The sequence below is a fragment of the Stutzerimonas balearica DSM 6083 genome (assembly GCF_000818015.1).
Classification (GTDB): domain Bacteria; phylum Pseudomonadota; class Gammaproteobacteria; order Pseudomonadales; family Pseudomonadaceae; genus Stutzerimonas; species Stutzerimonas balearica.
In genome coordinates this window covers 2,101,664-2,116,505 of record NZ_CP007511.1, presented here as the reverse complement: position 1 = coordinate 2,116,505, position 14,842 = coordinate 2,101,664, and the positions used below count along the sequence as shown (strand labels likewise).

The 14,842-nt window shown below is 66.1% G+C and carries 12 protein-coding genes; 6 read left to right on the top strand and 6 right to left on the bottom strand.

Going from position 1 to position 14,842, the window contains the following annotated elements; genetic code table 11:
• Positions 1–36: 36 nt before the first annotated feature.
• From CL52_RS09615 to exaA, 5 genes are all read right to left on the bottom strand, one after another.
• Complete coding sequence (locus tag CL52_RS09615) at positions 37–1,362, bottom strand: methyl-accepting chemotaxis protein (RefSeq protein ID WP_043220188.1); 1,326 nt, start codon at positions 1,360–1,362, stop codon at positions 37–39.
• A 124-nt stretch (positions 1,363–1,486) separates the two neighbouring features.
• Positions 1,487–2,134: a 3'-5' exonuclease gene (locus tag CL52_RS09610; RefSeq protein ID WP_043220186.1), complete on the bottom strand. Its 648-nt coding sequence runs from the start codon at positions 2,132–2,134 to the stop codon at positions 1,487–1,489.
• A gap of 3 nt (positions 2,135–2,137) precedes the next feature.
• Entirely contained in the window at positions 2,138–2,602 is a 465-nt protein-coding gene (locus CL52_RS09605; protein ID WP_041105484.1) for a GNAT family N-acetyltransferase, read from the bottom strand.
• Between the two features lie 91 nt (positions 2,603–2,693).
• Positions 2,694–3,347: a pentapeptide repeat-containing protein gene (locus CL52_RS09600; protein WP_043220184.1), complete on the bottom strand. Its 654-nt coding sequence runs from the start codon at positions 3,345–3,347 to the stop codon at positions 2,694–2,696.
• 165 nt (positions 3,348–3,512) lie between these two features.
• Positions 3,513–5,384, bottom strand: coding sequence for a quinoprotein ethanol dehydrogenase (gene exaA, locus CL52_RS09595; protein WP_041105482.1), 1,872 nt, complete (start codon positions 5,382–5,384; stop codon positions 3,513–3,515).
• A gap of 309 nt (positions 5,385–5,693) precedes the next feature.
• Here exaA and pedF point away from each other — a divergent pair, with 309 nt between their 5' ends.
• Genes pedF through CL52_RS09570 form a run of 4 tightly spaced genes read left to right on the top strand, consistent with a single transcriptional unit; the run spans position 5,694 to position 8,804 of the window.
• Positions 5,694–6,131 carry a cytochrome c-550 PedF gene (gene pedF / locus CL52_RS09585; protein ID WP_041105481.1) on the top strand — a complete coding sequence of 146 codons (438 nt, stop codon included), beginning with the start codon at positions 5,694–5,696 and terminating at the stop codon, positions 6,129–6,131.
• Between the two features lie 5 nt (positions 6,132–6,136).
• A complete protein-coding gene (locus CL52_RS09580; protein WP_173425366.1) occupies positions 6,137–7,045 on the top strand; it encodes a substrate-binding periplasmic protein in 909 nt (302 codons plus the stop codon).
• 31 nt (positions 7,046–7,076) lie between these two features.
• Entirely contained in the window at positions 7,077–7,826 is a 750-nt protein-coding gene (locus tag CL52_RS09575; protein WP_041105480.1) for a quinoprotein dehydrogenase-associated SoxYZ-like carrier, read from the top strand.
• 48 nt (positions 7,827–7,874) lie between these two features.
• The gene (locus CL52_RS09570) at positions 7,875–8,804 is read left to right on the top strand and encodes a quinoprotein relay system zinc metallohydrolase 1 (RefSeq protein ID WP_041105479.1); all 930 of its coding nucleotides are present in this window, start codon (positions 7,875–7,877) and stop codon (positions 8,802–8,804) included.
• A gap of 1 nt (position 8,805) precedes the next feature.
• Here CL52_RS09570 and murJ read toward each other — a convergent pair whose 3' ends face one another.
• Positions 8,806–10,272: a murein biosynthesis integral membrane protein MurJ gene (murJ, locus tag CL52_RS09565; RefSeq protein ID WP_041105478.1), complete on the bottom strand. Its 1,467-nt coding sequence runs from the start codon at positions 10,270–10,272 to the stop codon at positions 8,806–8,808.
• A 237-nt stretch (positions 10,273–10,509) separates the two neighbouring features.
• On the opposite strand from murJ, the gene CL52_RS09560 reads away from it, so the two are divergent.
• The gene (locus tag CL52_RS09560; RefSeq protein WP_043220179.1) at positions 10,510–11,751 is read left to right on the top strand and encodes an MdtA/MuxA family multidrug efflux RND transporter periplasmic adaptor subunit; all 1,242 of its coding nucleotides are present in this window, start codon (positions 10,510–10,512) and stop codon (positions 11,749–11,751) included.
• Positions 11,748–14,825: an MdtB/MuxB family multidrug efflux RND transporter permease subunit gene (locus CL52_RS09555; RefSeq protein ID WP_043220176.1), complete on the top strand. Its 3,078-nt coding sequence runs from the start codon at positions 11,748–11,750 to the stop codon at positions 14,823–14,825. Before CL52_RS09560 ends, CL52_RS09555 begins: the two co-directional genes overlap by 4 nt.
• Positions 14,826–14,842: the final 17 nt, after the last annotated feature.

The following is a 14,842-nucleotide window of genomic DNA, read 5'->3' as shown; positions in this document are numbered from 1 at the left end:
AGGCAGGTTGTCTGGCCGTGCGGGCAGCGTGCGCCGCTAGCGATTGTCGCTGTTCAGCTGACTGGCGAACTGGCCGACCGCGCTGACCACCCGCTGCGCACCGTCCTGGATTTCGACGATCACCGCGCCGGCCTGATTGGCGAATTCCAGGCCCTGCTCGGCCTGGCTGCGGCTGGCCGACATGCTGTGCACGGCGGCTTGCGCCAGGTCCTGGTTCTTTTGCACCACCCCGACGATTTCCTCGGCCGCCTTGCTGGTTCGCGCGGCGAGCTGGCGTACCTCGTCGGCCACCACAGCGAAGCCACGCCCCTGGTCACCGGCACGCGCGGCCTCGATGGCGGCGTTGAGCGCGAGCAGGTTGGTCTGGTCGGCAATGCCGCTGATGGTCTTGAGGATCGCGCTGATCAGCTGCGACTGCTTGTCCAGCGCCTCGATGCCATCGGACGCGTCCTGCATCTGCTGGGCGATCTGATGCATGACCTCGACGGTCTGCTGCACCACCTGCGCACCACGCTGGGCGCTGAGGTCGGTCTGCTGCGACGTGCTGTAGGCGATCGTCGCCGCCTCGGCCACCGCCATCTCGCGCTGAACCTGCTCGGTAATCACCGTGGCGAACTTGATCACCTTGTACAGCTTGCCGTAGGCGTCGTGCACCGGATTGTAGGAAGCCTCCAGCCATACCGGACGGCCAAGGGCATCGATGCGCTTGAAGCGGGCCGCCACGAAATCGCCGCGGTTGAGGCGCTCCCAGAAGGCGCGGTACTCGGCCGACTCGGCTTCCTCTCGTTCGCAGAACATTCGGTGGTGCTTGCCCTGGATCTGCTCCAGGCGATAGCCCATGCCGTCGAGGAAGCGCTGGTTGGCGGTCAGCACGTGGCCGCTCAGGTCGAACTCGATCACCGCGGTCGAACGCTGCAGGGCGTTGATCACGCTCTCGGCCTCGCGCGAGGACTCGATGGTGCGGGTCAGGTTGTTGGCGCAGAGCGTGATGTGCAGCAGCGCGCCATCGGCCGCCTTGATCGGCTGCCAGATCGAGCGCAGCCAGGCCTCCTTGCCATCGGCACGCAACAGGCGGTAGGCGCCGGACAAATGCTCGCCCTGGCGTATCGCGGTCTGCAGCCTGGAATAGTTGGCCTCGCTGCGAAATTGCGCGGAAAACAAGCCGTCGAGCGGTCGGCCGAGCAACTCGTCGCGGCGGTAGCCCATTTCGGCGAGAAAGGTTTCGTTCGCATGCTGGATGCGTCCTTGCGGGTCCACTTCGAGGACCATCATCTCGCGGTACAGCGAGTCCTTGATCTGTCGGCTGATCGAGGCTTCCTCGCGAAGCGCCGACAGCTCCCGCTTGAGTTGGTTGTTGAACATTTTCTTGGCATCCAGTGAAGGGAGGGACCTACCGCCCACTGTGTAATTCGGCCGCGCTACGGCGAACTGGAGAGACCCCGGACGACAATTTGCTCTATCGGCCCGATAGGCTGTCGCAATGACATCACCGCTCCGGCGTACGGGCGAGCGCGAGGAGCCTTTGCTGCACCTCGGCCTCGAGCGCCGCGAATACCTGCAGCGCGCCATAGGCGTCGTCGGCGGCGTAACGCTGCTGCGCCTCGCTCAGTTGCAGGTTTGCCCAGTTGGACGTCGACAGCCGGCGCGACTTGGCGATCGCCTCCTGGCGCAGGGCTGCCAGCGCACCGCGCAAGCCGACCTGGCCCTTGCGCCCCTCGTAGCGCAACACGCTGCCCAGGTCGATGCCGGCGCGTAAGGCGATGCCCAACCGGCCCTGCAGACGGCTGCGGTCGGACTTCAGGCCAAAGCCAAGCTTCACCAGGCGCGGGTTCTCCAGCACGGCCCTGGCGACCGGCAGGCATTCAGCAATGGCGACCCGCAGCAGGTAGGCGCGCTGCGGGGTAGCGAACTGGATCAGGTGGGGACCGTCCGAATGCTCACCGACGCGAAAGGTGGGTTTGGACTCGGTATCGAAGCCAATCGGACCTGGCCAGGCGAGCAGCTCACGCAGTACCGCTTCGCAGCTCGCCGCACTGTCAGGCATGACGATCCGCTCCGGCGGCATGCCGGCGAACGGCGCCAGTTCGCCGGCTTCGCCAGGCGGCTTGAGGCGAACAATCGGCAGATTGGCCATCGGTTACAGCTCGAGGCCGAGAAAGGCGGTGCCCGGCACCGGATTGACGCTTACCGGTTCAGCAGCGACGAAGCCGAGCGAATGATAGAGCTGGCGCGCCGCGGTAAACTCCGGCAACACATCGAGGCAGATGCGCTGGTAGCCAGCCCGACGCGCTTCGGCAAGGATGCGCTCGACCAATTGCCGGCCGAGCGCCTGGCCACGCGCCTGCGGACGCACATAAACGCGCTTCATCTCGCAGGTGGTGTCGTCGACCCGGCGCAGGGCGGCGCAGCCCACCACCTCGCGGCCGACGCGAGCCAGCAGCAGGCAGCCCGCCGGTGCCGCATAGGCGCCGGGCAGTTCGGCGAACTCGCGTGTATATCCTTGATAGTCGAGGCTGACGCTCGGACTGCGAACGTACTCGGTGAAGATTGCCAGAACCGCATCGCGGTCCTCGGGAAACCTTGCCGCGGTGATATCGGGCATTGACCTGCCTCGCTCCGGCTGTCGGCGCCGGGCGGCGCCGCTCATCGGGCAACCCTAGCGGCAGATGTGGACTGAGTCCATGCCGGCGCGCTCAGCGCTCCCAGCCGATCGGGCAGTCACGACAGCCTTCCATGTTGGTGCCCTGGAAGGTGGCGTAATGGCGGCGCGCACCCCTGAGGTTGGCGTCGGCCAGGTTGGCATCGTTGAACTTGGCCTCCTGCAGGTTGGCATCGCTGAGGTCCGCGCCCTTGAGGTCGGCCTTGCTCAGCCAGGCCATCTCCAGGTCTGCCGCGATCAGACGACTGTCGTGCAGCTTTGCACCGCTCAGGCGGGCGAACTCCAGAAAGGCGCCGGTCAGGTCGGCCTGGCGGAACTGTGCGGCCTGGCCGAACAGGCCCCAACCGCGTATGGCGACCAGCCGCGCCTCGCTGAAGTCGGCCAGGCGCAGATTGGCCTGTTGCAGGCTGGCACGGGTGAGGTTGGCGCCTTTGAGCCTGGCTTTTTCCAGATTGGCCAGGTCGAGATTGGCGTGGCGCAGGTCGGCACCGCTGAGGTCTGCGCCGGCGAGGTTGATCCGGCGCAGATCCTGGTTGGCGAGGTTCGCACCGCGCAGGTCGGCGTTCGGACACTGGCTGTCCGGCTCGATGACGCAGCCGTTGATGACCAGGCGCGCGTCGTCTTCGGCAAGCGCATGGGCGCTGCCCAGCAGGACCAGGGGCAACAGCAGGGCGTTGATTATCTTCATGGGGATGGCTCCGGCAGTTCCGGTCGCACCGGGCGACCCGGGAAGGCCATGCGAAACACCGCCTCGCCCTTCGGCGAGAGCGCCAACTCGGGACCGAAGGGCGGGCGATGTTCGCCGGCCGGGTAGGGCGGCGAGGGCCGTGCCTGCTCGGCACGGCCTGGCCGGTCAGCGTTGCGCGGTCTTCTTGTCCCATTCAGGCAGTTTGAAGACCCAGAACGAACCGCCCTGGGCGACCGGCTTGGTCAGCACCGCCATGTCGCCACCCCACAGCGGCACGGCGCCGCCATAGCCGGCCGTTACGCCGATGTACTGTTCGCCGTCCATCTCCCAGGTGATCGGCGGGGCGATGATCCCGGTGCCGACGTTGAATTTCCAAAGCTCCTTGCCGGTCTTGGCGTCGAAGGCCTTGAAGAAACCGTCGCCAGTGCCGGTGAACACCAGGCCGCCCTTGGTGGCCAGCACGCCGGCCCACAGCGGCAGTTTTTCCTTGTGCTCCCAGGCCACCTTGCCGGTGGTCGGGTTCATCGCCCGCAGGATCCCCACGTGGTCGTCGTACATCCGCTTGATGCGGAAGCCCTGGCCAAGGTAGGCCGAACCCTTCTTGTAGCTGACCTCTTCGGTCCAGTAGTCCTCCTTCCAGTGGTTGGCCGGAACATAGAACAACCCGGTGTCCTGGCTGTAGGCCATGGGGTTCCAGTTCTTGCCGCCGAGGAACGGCGGCGAGACTTCCACCGACTTGCCATGCTTCTCGCCGGGCTCGGGCAGCGGCGGGCGCTGGTTCTCGTTCTCCACCGGGCGACCGGTCTTCAGGTCGATGTGACTCGCCCAGGTGATGTTGTCGACGAAGGGGAAGGCGTTCTGCAGCTTGCCGGAGGTGCGATCGACGACGTAGAAGAAACCGTTGCGGTCGGCATGGGCCGTGGCTTTCACCGTCTTGCCGTTCTTGTCCTTGTAATCGAACAGCACCAGTTCGTTGTTGCCGGAGAAGTCCCAGGCGTCGTTCGGCGTGTGCTGGTAGAACCATTTGACCTCGCCGGTGCTCGGATCGACGCCGACCTGGCCGGAGGTGTAAAGGCTGTCGTAGTCCTTCGGATCACCACCGTCGGCGGTACGCGCCCAGCCATTCCAGGGAGCCGGGTTGCCGGCGCCGACAATGATGGTGTTGGTCTGCGGATCGAAACTGGCGCTCTGCCAGGGAGCGCCGCCCCCGTGGCTCCAGGCTTCCTTCTTGCCGGTCGGGTGGTTGGGATCATCCGGCCAGGAGGGCGCCTTGACGTCGCCGGTCGGCGTGCTCTCCTTGCCGTTGAGACGCCCCATGTGCCCTTCGACGAAGGGGCGCATCCAGACTTCCTCGCCCGTGTCCGGGTCGCGCGCAAACAGCTGGCCGACCACGCCGAACTCGTCGCCCGAGCTGCCGTGAATCAACAGCACCTTGCCGGTCTTCTGGTCTTTGACGATGGTCGGTGCGCCGGTCATGGTGTAGCCGGCGCCGTGATCGGCAAATTTCTTCTTCCACACCACCTTGCCGGTGTCCTTGTTCAGCGCGACCACCGCGGCGTCCAGCGTGCCGAAGAAGATCTTGTCGCCATAGATTGCGGCGCCGCGGTTGACCACGTCGCAGCACGGGCGGATGTCGTCGGGCAGGCGATGGGTGTAGTTCCACAGCCGCTTGCCGGTCTTGGCGTCGATGGCGAACACCCGCGAATAGGAGCCGGTGACGTAGATGACGCCGTCATGGACGATGGCCTGCGACTCCTGGCCGCGCTGCTTCTCGTCACCGAAGGAGTAGGACCAGGCCGGTGTCAGCTTGAAGACGTTCTCGGTATTGACCTGCGCCAACGGACTGTAGCGTTGTGCGCTGGTCCCCATGCCGTATTGCAGCACGTCGCGGGTGGTGAGGTGGTCGTTGGCGATGTCTTCCCAGCTGACGGTCTTGGCCTGCACGGCGCCGGCCAGCGCCAGGCTGCCGGCCAGGGCGAGGCAATGCACGGCGAGGGCGAGGGGGCGTTTGCTGCCGGGGTGCGATCTTGTTGTCATGGTTGCGTTTCCCTTGTCTAGTCGAACGAGGCCGCCGTCTGGTGGCCTGGCGCTTCGAATAGTGGGAGCGCGCCCTGCGCGTCGAAACGGAAAAACGCCCGGCGAGGCCGGGATGCGTTCCCGAACTGCTGTGATTTCGCCTTGCTACTACAGGCGCTCACCCGCAGGTCGCAGGCGCTACTACCAAGGGAGTAGGGCATGGCATCCAAAGCAGGATTCTGCCGGGACGCCGCCGGTTTCAAGATGCCTGCCATGCGCTCCGTTCAGGAGCAGCCTTGCTCAGATTCAACGAACCAAGGGTGGTAGTCCATGAACAAGAACAATCTTCTGCGTGCTCTGCTGGCTGCAGGCTTCATCGGCGTATCGGGCCTCGCTCTGGCCCACGGCGACGTCACGCCGCAGCCTGTGGAAACCAAGGGACTGCCCGATCTGGGCGAAGAGTGGGCCGATGAGAACCCCTTCCGCGCGCCCAGCGAATACCATGACCGCGCCGTGGAAATCGGCTCGTCGGCGTACAACCAGAACTGCGCCCGCTGCCACGGCCTGGAAGCCATTTCCGGCGGTATCGCACCGGACCTGCGCGACCTGGAAGCGAACATGGACGGCGACGAGTGGTTCAAGGAGCGCGTGATCAACGGCGCGGTGCGTGACGGGGCGGTGTACATGCCGCGCATGGCCGACACCCTCAGCCAGGAAGCGCTGTGGGCCATCCGTACCTATATCGAAAGCGAAGCGGCCAAGCGGTGATCGCCATGCACCGGTTCCTGTTGCTGGTCTGGCTGATTCTGTCTTGCGCGATGATGCCGGCGCAGGCCGCGCAGGTCCGGTCGTACGACGATATCGTCGAATCTGGCGTGCTGAAGGTGGCGGTGTACGACAACTTCCCGCCTTACAGCTACAGGGCCGACGGCAAGCCTCGCGGTGTGGATGTCGATCTCGCCGCCAAGCTTGCCGAGGGCCTGGGTCTGAAGCTCGAGCTGCTCTGGGTGACCCCCGGCGAGACGCTCGATGACGACCTGCGCAACTTCATCTGGAAGGGGCATTACCTGCGCCGCGACGTGCTCGCCGACGTGATGCTGCGCGTACCCTACGACCGCGAGTTCTCCCTGCGGCGCAACGACGTCGGCGAGCTGGTCAATGAGTTGGTCGCCATGTTCGGCCCCTACCAGCGCGAACGTTGGCAGATGGCCTATGACGACCGGCGGATGGATGACGTGCCGAGCGTCGCGGTGTTCCAGTACCACCCCATCGGGGTCGAGGTCGAGAGCGTGCCCTCGTTCTACATGACCTCGGTCTTCAACGGCCGGATGGCTGCCAATACCCATCATTACCCCACGCCGCGATTGGCCTTCGACGCGATGGTCAAGGGCGAGGTCGATGCCACCATGGCCATGCGCGGGGAAATCGATTGGTTGGTCGCCCAGGCCGCCGACAGCCACCTCAAGCTGGCCGAGAACGCCTATCCCAACATGGGCCGTCAGGCCTGGGATCTGGGCATGGCGGTACATGAATCCAACCGCCAGCTGGCCTACGCTCTGGAAGAGATACTCGAGCCGCTGGTCAACGACGGCGGTATGGAGCAGATCTACGCGGCCTACGGCATGCGCTACGAAAAACCCGAGCTGTACCAGCAAGGGCAGGGCGAGGTGGTCAATCGCTGAGTGCCGGTCGGGCGTCAAAAGGAGGCTGGAGATGCCGATGCGAACGCTGATGCTGACACTGCTGCTGTTGGGGCCGGCCTATCTGCAGGCCGGCGAGCCCGACCCCCTGCAATCGGTGATGTGGGAACACCACCATCGCAACCTGCTCAAGGGCGAACCCTACGTATTCGATGAGCGCGTGCGGGTGCAGCTGCCTCCCTTCGCCGAGGATGCGCGCCAGGTGCCGGTGCTGATCGACGCCCGCGAACTGGGCGAGGACGTGGTGCGCATCGAAGCCTGGGCCGATCTCAACCCGATCCCGCGAATCTTCACCTTCGAGCCGGGCGAAAAGGCCTTGCCGCTGGTGGCGATCCGCATCCGCGTCGAGCAGGCGACCCCTGTGCGCGCCGCCGTGCTGACCCGCGACGGCGTCTGGCACATGGGCGGCGCCAAGGTCGATGCCGCTGGCGGCGGTTGCACGGCGCCCAGTGTGGTACGTGCTCAACCAGGCTGGGAGGATCACCTGGGCGAGGTATTGGGCGGTCGCTTCCCGCGCGGCGACGCGAGCCGGCTGCGCATGCAGATCTCGCATCCGATGGACAATGGCCTGGTCGGCGGCATCCCCGAGTTCTTTCTGAATCAGGCGGTGCTGCGCGGCGCCGACGGCCAGCCGCTGGCCACCCTTGAACTGTACCCGGCGGTCGCCGAGAACCCGACTATCAGCCTCGAGCTCAAGACCGACGAGCCGGCGCAGCTCTGGTTGCGCGACAACAACGGCAACGAGTTCGAAGCCGCGCTCTGACGGGCGCGCACCTCAATCTTCCTACCGTTCCCCGCTTCGGGAGGCCCCATGCGCCTGATTCTTCTTGCCGTCGCGCTATGCCTCGGCGTTTCGGCCCATGCCGAACTTCGCTATCGACTCGAACCCCGCCAGATCGCCGAAGGCACCTGGCTGTTCGAGGGCAGTACGGAAAACTTCGAAAAGTCCAACGGCGCCAATATCGTCAACACCGCCTTCATCGTGACCGCCGAGGGCGTCGTGGTGATCGACACCGGGCCCTCGCGCCGCTATGGCGAAGAGATGCGCGAAGCCATCGCGCGGGTGACCGGCAAGCCGGTGGTCAAGGTACTGCTGACCCATCATCACCCTGATCATGTCCTGGGCAACCAGGCCTTTGCCGATGTGCCCATCGCGGCGCTGGAGGGCACCACCGAACTGCTACGTGAGCAGGGCGATGCCATGGCCGAGAACATGTACCGCATGGTCGGCGACTGGATGCGCGGCACCGAGGTGGTGCTGCCGAGCGAAACCCTTACCCCCGGCGAGCTTCAGGTCGGCGACCACCGCCTGCAGTTGCTGGCCCTGCGCGGGCATACCGGCGCCGACCTGGCGGTATTCGATGAAACGACCGGCGTGTTGCTGGCTGGCGACATCGTCTTCTATCAGCGTGCCCTGACCACGCCGAACAGCCCGGGGCTGGATGTCTGGCTGGCCGACCTGGACACGCTGCAGGCGCTGCCCTGGAAACTGCTCGTGCCCGGCCATGGCCCGGTGAGCGACAACGCCCAGCCATTCGAACAGATGCGCGACTACCTGGGCTGGCTCGACGAGCTGATGAGAACGAGCGCCGAGCAGGGCGCCGAGATGGGAGAGGTGACCCAGGCGCCCATTCCGCCACGTTTCGCCGGCATCAGTCTGACCCGCTATGAGCTGATCCGCAGCGCCACGCACCTGTATCCGAAATACGAAGCGCAGGCGCTGAGCCGCGTCGACCAGTAGCTCAGGCGCGGCGCATCGACCAGTAGCTGCGCTTGAACAGGTCACGTTCGCCGAGCACCACGACGCCCACGGCAAAGGCGACGAGCACCAGGGAGATGTACAGGCACAGCTGCAGCAGCCCGTCCGGCTGGGGCGCATAGCGTAGCGCCAGCCCCAGCGCTCCGGCGGTCGCCAGCCAGCGCAGCAGCAAGGTCGCGCCCAGTGCACGCGGCACGGCGCGGTAGACGTACAAGCCCATCAGCAAGGCCTGCAATACCGCACCGCTGGCAAAGGCCGTCGCCAGCCCCTGCGCCCCGTGGCTGCGGTAGAGGATGGCGTCGAGCCCGATGGTCACGGCCGAGGCGATCAGCGTGATGACCAGGAACAACCGGGCCTGATTCTGTGCCAGCAACGCGCGCCCCCAGAGCAGCGCCAGGCCGAGCGCCGGCAGCCCGGCGGCATAGATGACCACCAGCGCGGCGGTCGCCTCGGTCTGCGCGGCGCCGAACTGGCCGCGCTCCAGAAGCACCGCCACCACCGCTTCGGGGAACGAGCAGAGCACCACGCTGGCCGGCACCAGGAACAGCAGGGTCGCCAAGAGGCCCTTGCGAATCACCGCGGCGTGGCCGGCGTGGTCCTTGTCGTTCCAGCTGGAGGAAAACTGCGGGAAGAGCACCGACAGCACCGACATCGCATAGAGCGTCAGGGGAATGGTGACGATGCGGAAGGCGAACGACAGCATGGTGATGCTGCCTTCATCGAGAAACGAGGCGAACACCCGCTCGGCGAGGATGCACGCTTGCTGCGCACCGGCGGCGAGCAGCACCGGCGCGAAGGCCAGGCCGAATTCGCCGCCGCGGCCCTTTTCGACGGCCATCGCCTCGCCGCGCAGGTAGTGGATGCGCCGATGCTGCAGCACGATCAGCGCCAGCTGCGGCAGCAACATGCCGAGGAAGATCACCAGCCCGCTCGGCTCGAACAGCAGGATGCCGACGATGGCGCCGGCATTGAGCAGCACGGTGCGAGTCATCGGCATGATGAACACCTGGTCCATGTTCAGCAGCGCGCCCTGGCAGTAGAGCGTCGCCTGCACCGCAATCAGCAGGGCACCGAAGCAGAACACCAGTTGCCCGGCCTCGACCTGGGCGGGTGTCCAGCCAGGGGCGAGGGCGGTCAGTATCGGATAGCTGGCGAGCACGATCAGGCCGCTCGAGGCGATCCCCAGCAGCATCACGCGCCAGTAGAGCCAGCGGCTGACTGCCTCGAACAGGCCTTCCGACTGGCTGCGCAGCTTCTGCAGGTAAGGAATCATGGTGTCGCGCAGGGCCAGCCCGAGAAAGTTCTCGAAGAACAGGGGCAGCACCAGCGCGACAAAGATGAGGTCGGCCTGCCAGCTCAGGCCGAAGGCCCTGGCGATGAACAGGTCGCGAAGAAAACCGAGAAGAAAGCTGGCGACGGTAAGCGCCAGTATGACCAGTGATGCGTTCATTCCTTGATCCTGTGACAGGCCGTACTACGGGCCCAACTGGTATTTCGGCACGCTGGCGGCGCGATCGGACGACGCGCCACCAAGGGCAGGCGCTAGATAGACTGGCGGGCGCGGCCATGGTTCCGGCCGCAAGGCGTCCGGCCGACAACTTTCGATACTGTAAAAATGCCGTAAATCCGCTTTGCGAGAGCGCTGCGACTGCTTAAGGTTCAGGCTCCTTTCGCTGCGAACATCATCATGCCCGTCGTCCCCGCTTCCTCGTCTCCCCGTTTCCGCTGGTTGCTGCTCGCCGTCGCGGTGCTGGCCGCCGTGTCGCTGCTCTGGTGGCTCTGGCCCGACAGCAACGCCGAGCAGGCCCAGCGACCCGGTGGCCGGCCAGGCTTCGGCGCCTTCGGTGGCCCCGTGCCGGTACGCGTCACGCCGGTGCGCCAGGGTGATTTCGAGGTGTACTACAAGGCGCTGGGCACGGTTACGCCGCTCAATACCGTGAACGTGCGCAGCCGGGTGGCGGGCGAGCTGGTCGAGGTGCACTTCGAGGAGGGCCAGCGGGTCAAGGCTGGCGACCTGCTCGCGGTGATCGACCCGCGGCCTTATCGCGTGGCGCTGCAACAGGCCGAAGGCACGCTGCGGCAGAACCAGGCGCAGCTGAAAAATGCCCAGCTCGACCTGCAGCGCTACCAGGGCCTGTATGCCGAGGACAGCATCGCCAAGCAGACCCTCGATACCCAGGCAGCGCTGGTCAGCCAGTACCAAGGCACCCTGGCGGCCAACCAGGCGGCCGTGAACGAAGCCAAGCTCAACCTCGAATTCACCCAGATCCGCGCGCCGATCGGCGGGCGCCTGGGCTTGCGCCAGCTCGACCTCGGCAACCTGGTCGCGGCGAACGACACCACGCCGCTGGTGGTGATCACCCAGACCCAGCCGATGGCGGTCACCTTCACGCTGCCGGAAACCGATCTGCCGCCGGTGCTGATCCGCTTCCGCCAGGGCGAAGCCCTTGGCGTGCAGGCCTGGGATCGCGGCGAGCGCACCCTGTTCGGCGAGGGCGTGCTGGAGAGCATCGACAACCAGATCGACGTCACCACCGGCACCCTCAAGCTCAAGGCGCGCTTCGATAACGAGGCCGAGCTGCTGCTGCCCAACCAGTTCGTCAACGTGCGCCTGCGCGTGGAAACGCTCAAGGACGTGACGCTGATCCCCTCGGCTGCGCTGCAGTTCGGCTCGCGCGGCAACTTCGCCTATGTGGTGAACGCGGATAGCAAGGTCGAGCTGCGCAACGTCGAAGTCGGCCCGAGCAACGGCGAGCTGACGGTGATCACCGCAGGCCTGAAGCCCGACGAACGCGTCGTCATGGAAGGGACCGATCGGCTGCGTGACGGCAGCGAGGTCGAGGTCGTTGACCCGGCCACCATGGCGCGCGAGGCGGCCGACCAGCCGAAGGTCGGCGTCGAGGAAAAAGGGGAGCGCCCGGTTCGATGAACGTCTCGCGGCTGTTCATCCTGCGGCCGGTGGCGACGACCCTGACCATGGTCGCCATCCTCCTGGCCGGTCTGATCGCCTACAAGCTGCTGCCGGTGGCGGCGCTGCCGCAGGTCGATTACCCGACGATCCGCGTCATGACGCTCTACCCGGGCGCCAGCCCCGAAGTGATGACCAGCGCAGTTACGGCACCACTCGAGCGCCAGTTCGGGCAGATGCCAGGACTGACGCAGCTGTCTTCGAGCAGCTCCGGCGGCGCCTCGGTCATCACCCTGCGGTTCTCCCTGGACGTGGAGCTGGACGTAGCCGAGCAGGAGGTGCAGGCGGCGATCAATGCGGCAAACAACCTGCTCCCAAACGACCTGCCGGCGCCGCCCGTGTACAACAAGGTCAACCCGGCCGACACGCCGGTGATCACCCTGGCGATAACCTCCAGGACGCTGCCGCTGCCGCAACTGCACGACCTGGTCGATACGCGCATGGCGCAGAAGCTCGCGCAGATCAGCGGCGTGGGGATGGTCAGCATCGCCGGCGGTCAGCGCCCGGCCGTGCGCATTCGCACCAATCCCGAGGCGCTGGCCGCCTATGGGTTGTCCCTGGCCGATGTGCGGCAGCTGATCAATCAGGCGAACGTCAACCAGCCCAAGGGCAACTTCGATGGCCCGACCCGCGTCTCGATGCTTGACGCCAACGATCAGCTCAAGTCGCCCGAGGAATACGCCGAGCTGATCCTGACCTACGAGAACGGCGCGGCGCTGCGCCTGAAGGACATCGCCAGCATCGTCGATGGTGCGGAGAACGAGCGCCTGGCCGCCTGGGCCAACCGCAATCAGGCGGTGCTGCTGAATATCCAGCGCCAGCCGGGCGCCAACGTCATCGAAGTGGTCGAGCGCATCCAGGCACTGCTGCCGGAAGTCACCGCGAGCATGCCGGCGGGCCTGGACGTCACCATCCTCACCGACCGCACGCAGACCATCCGCGCCGCGGTCACCGACGTGCAGCACGAGCTGATCCTGGCGACCATCCTGGTGGTCGCGGTGACCTTTGTCTTCCTGAAGAAGCTTTCGGCCACGGTGATTCCCTCGATCGCGGTGCCGCTGTCGCTGGTCGGCACCTTTGCGGTGATGTACCTCTGCGGCTTCTCGCTGAACAACCTGACGCTCATGGCGCTGACCATCGCCACCGGCTTCGTCGTCGACGACGCCATCGTCATGCTGGAGAACATCGCCCGCCACGTGGAGGAGGGCGAGACACCGCTCAACGCGGCGCTCAAGGGCGCCAAGCAGATCGGCTTCACGCTGATCTCGCTGACCCTGTCGCTGATCGCCGTGCTGATTCCGCTGCTGTTCATGCAGGACGTGGTCGGACGCCTGTTCCGCGAGTTCGCAATCACCCTGGCCGTCGCCATTCTCTTGTCGCTGGTGGTCTCGCTGACACTGACGCCGATGATGTGCGCCAGGCTGCTCAAACCGCACAAGGCCAACGAGCACGGGCCGGATTGGGTCGAGCGGCTGATCGGCGGTTACGCGCGCTGGCTGGGCTGGGTGCTCGGCCACCAGACGCTGACGCTGCTGATCGCGCTGGCCACGCTGGCGCTGACCGTGGTGCTGTACCTGATGGTGCCCAAGGGCTTCTTCCCGGTGCAGGACACCGGCGTGATCCAGGGGATCAGCGAGGCGCCGCAATCGGTTTCGTTCCGCGAAATGAGCGAGCGCCAGCAGCGCCTGGCCGAGGTACTGCTGGCCGACCCGGACGTGGTCAGCCTGTCGTCCTATATCGGCGTCGACGGCGACAACGTCACGCTCAACAGCGGGCGCCTGCTGATCAACCTCAAGCCGCACGCCGAGCGCAGCGCCACTGCCAGCCAGGTCATCGAGCGCCTGCGCCCCGAACTGGCGCGCATCCCGGGCATCGAGCTGTACCTGCAGTCGGTGCAGGACCTGTCCATCGAGGACCGGGTCAGCCGCACGCAGTTCCAGTTCAGCCTGGAGTCACCCGACAGCGCCTTGCTCAACGAATGGACGCCGCGCCTGGTCGAGGCCCTGCGCCAGCGGGCGGAACTGACCGACGTCGCCACCGACCTGCAGAGCGACGGCCTGCAGGTCTACCTAGACATCGACCGCGACGCGGCCGCGCGCCTGGGCATCGAGGTCTCGGCCATCACCGACGCGCTGTATGACGCCTTTGGCCAACGACAGATATCGACCATCTTCACCCAGGCCAGCCAGTACCGCGTGGTGCTGGAGGTCGGGGCCGGCTCGCGGCTCGGCCCGCAGGCGCTCGAGCAACTGTTCGTCAAGAGCGGGGAGGGCGATCCGGTGCGGCTGTCGAGCCTGGCGCGGATCGAACAACGCTCGGCGCCCCTGTTGATCAATCACATCGGCCAGTTCCCGGCGGCGACGGTGTCGTTCAACCTCGCCGAGGGCATGTCGCTTGGCCACGCAGTCGAGGTGATCGAGCAGGTCGAACAGGAGATTGGCCTGCCGGCCGGTATCCAGACGCACTTCCAGGGTGCCGCCGAAGCCTTCCGCGCGTCGCTGTCGAGCACGCTGCTGCTGATTCTCGCCGCCGTGGTGACCATGTACATCGTGCTCGGTGTGCTCTACGAGAGCTACATCCACCCGATCACCATTCTCTCGACCTTGCCGTCGGCGGCGGTGGGCGCGCTGCTCGCCCTGCTGCTGACCGGCAACGATCTGGGGCTGATCGCGATCATCGGCATCATTCTGCTGATCGGCATCGTCAAGAAGAACGCGATCATGATGATCGACTTCGCCCTGGAGGCAGAACGTCACCAAGGCATGACGCCGGAGCAGGCGATCTACCGCGCCGCGCTGCTGCGTTTCCGGCCGATCCTGATGACCACCCTGGCGGCGCTGTTCGGCGCCATTCCGCTGATGCTCGCCACCGGCTCCGGCGCCGAGCTACGCCAGCCGCTGGGCCTGGTGCTGGTCGGCGGCCTGTTGATGAGCCAGTTGCTGACGCTGTTCACCACGCCGGTGATCTACCTGTTCTTCGACCGCCTGGGCCAGCGCTGGCGGCGCCAGGCCGAACCGGCCGAGGCCGGCGCATGAACCGCGAGAGCCTGGAC

Bases quoted from the DNA above. Each gene is read 5' to 3' on its own strand.
- CL52_RS09570 (WP_041105479.1), top strand. From the start codon at position 7,875: ATGCGCCTGATTCTTCTTGCCGTCGCGCTATGCCTCGGCGTTTCGGCC.
- CL52_RS09575 (WP_041105480.1), top strand. From the start codon at position 7,077: ATGCCGATGCGAACGCTGATGCTGACACTGCTGCTGTTGGGGCCGGCC.
- CL52_RS09610 (WP_043220186.1), bottom strand. From the start codon at position 2,134: ATGGCCAATCTGCCGATTGTTCGCCTCAAGCCGCCTGGCGAAGCCGGC.
- pedF (WP_041105481.1), top strand. From the start codon at position 5,694: ATGAACAAGAACAATCTTCTGCGTGCTCTGCTGGCTGCAGGCTTCATC.
- CL52_RS09560 (WP_043220179.1), top strand. From the start codon at position 10,510: ATGCCCGTCGTCCCCGCTTCCTCGTCTCCCCGTTTCCGCTGGTTGCTG.
- CL52_RS09615 (WP_043220188.1), bottom strand. From the start codon at position 1,362: ATGTTCAACAACCAACTCAAGCGGGAGCTGTCGGCGCTTCGCGAGGAA.
- CL52_RS09555 (WP_043220176.1), top strand. From the start codon at position 11,748: ATGAACGTCTCGCGGCTGTTCATCCTGCGGCCGGTGGCGACGACCCTG.
- CL52_RS09580 (WP_173425366.1), top strand. From the start codon at position 6,137: ATGCACCGGTTCCTGTTGCTGGTCTGGCTGATTCTGTCTTGCGCGATG.
- CL52_RS09600 (WP_043220184.1), bottom strand. From the start codon at position 3,347: ATGAAGATAATCAACGCCCTGCTGTTGCCCCTGGTCCTGCTGGGCAGC.
- exaA (WP_041105482.1), bottom strand. From the start codon at position 5,384: ATGACAACAAGATCGCACCCCGGCAGCAAACGCCCCCTCGCCCTCGCC.
- CL52_RS09605 (WP_041105484.1), bottom strand. From the start codon at position 2,602: ATGCCCGATATCACCGCGGCAAGGTTTCCCGAGGACCGCGATGCGGTT.
- murJ (WP_041105478.1), bottom strand. From the start codon at position 10,272: ATGAACGCATCACTGGTCATACTGGCGCTTACCGTCGCCAGCTTTCTT.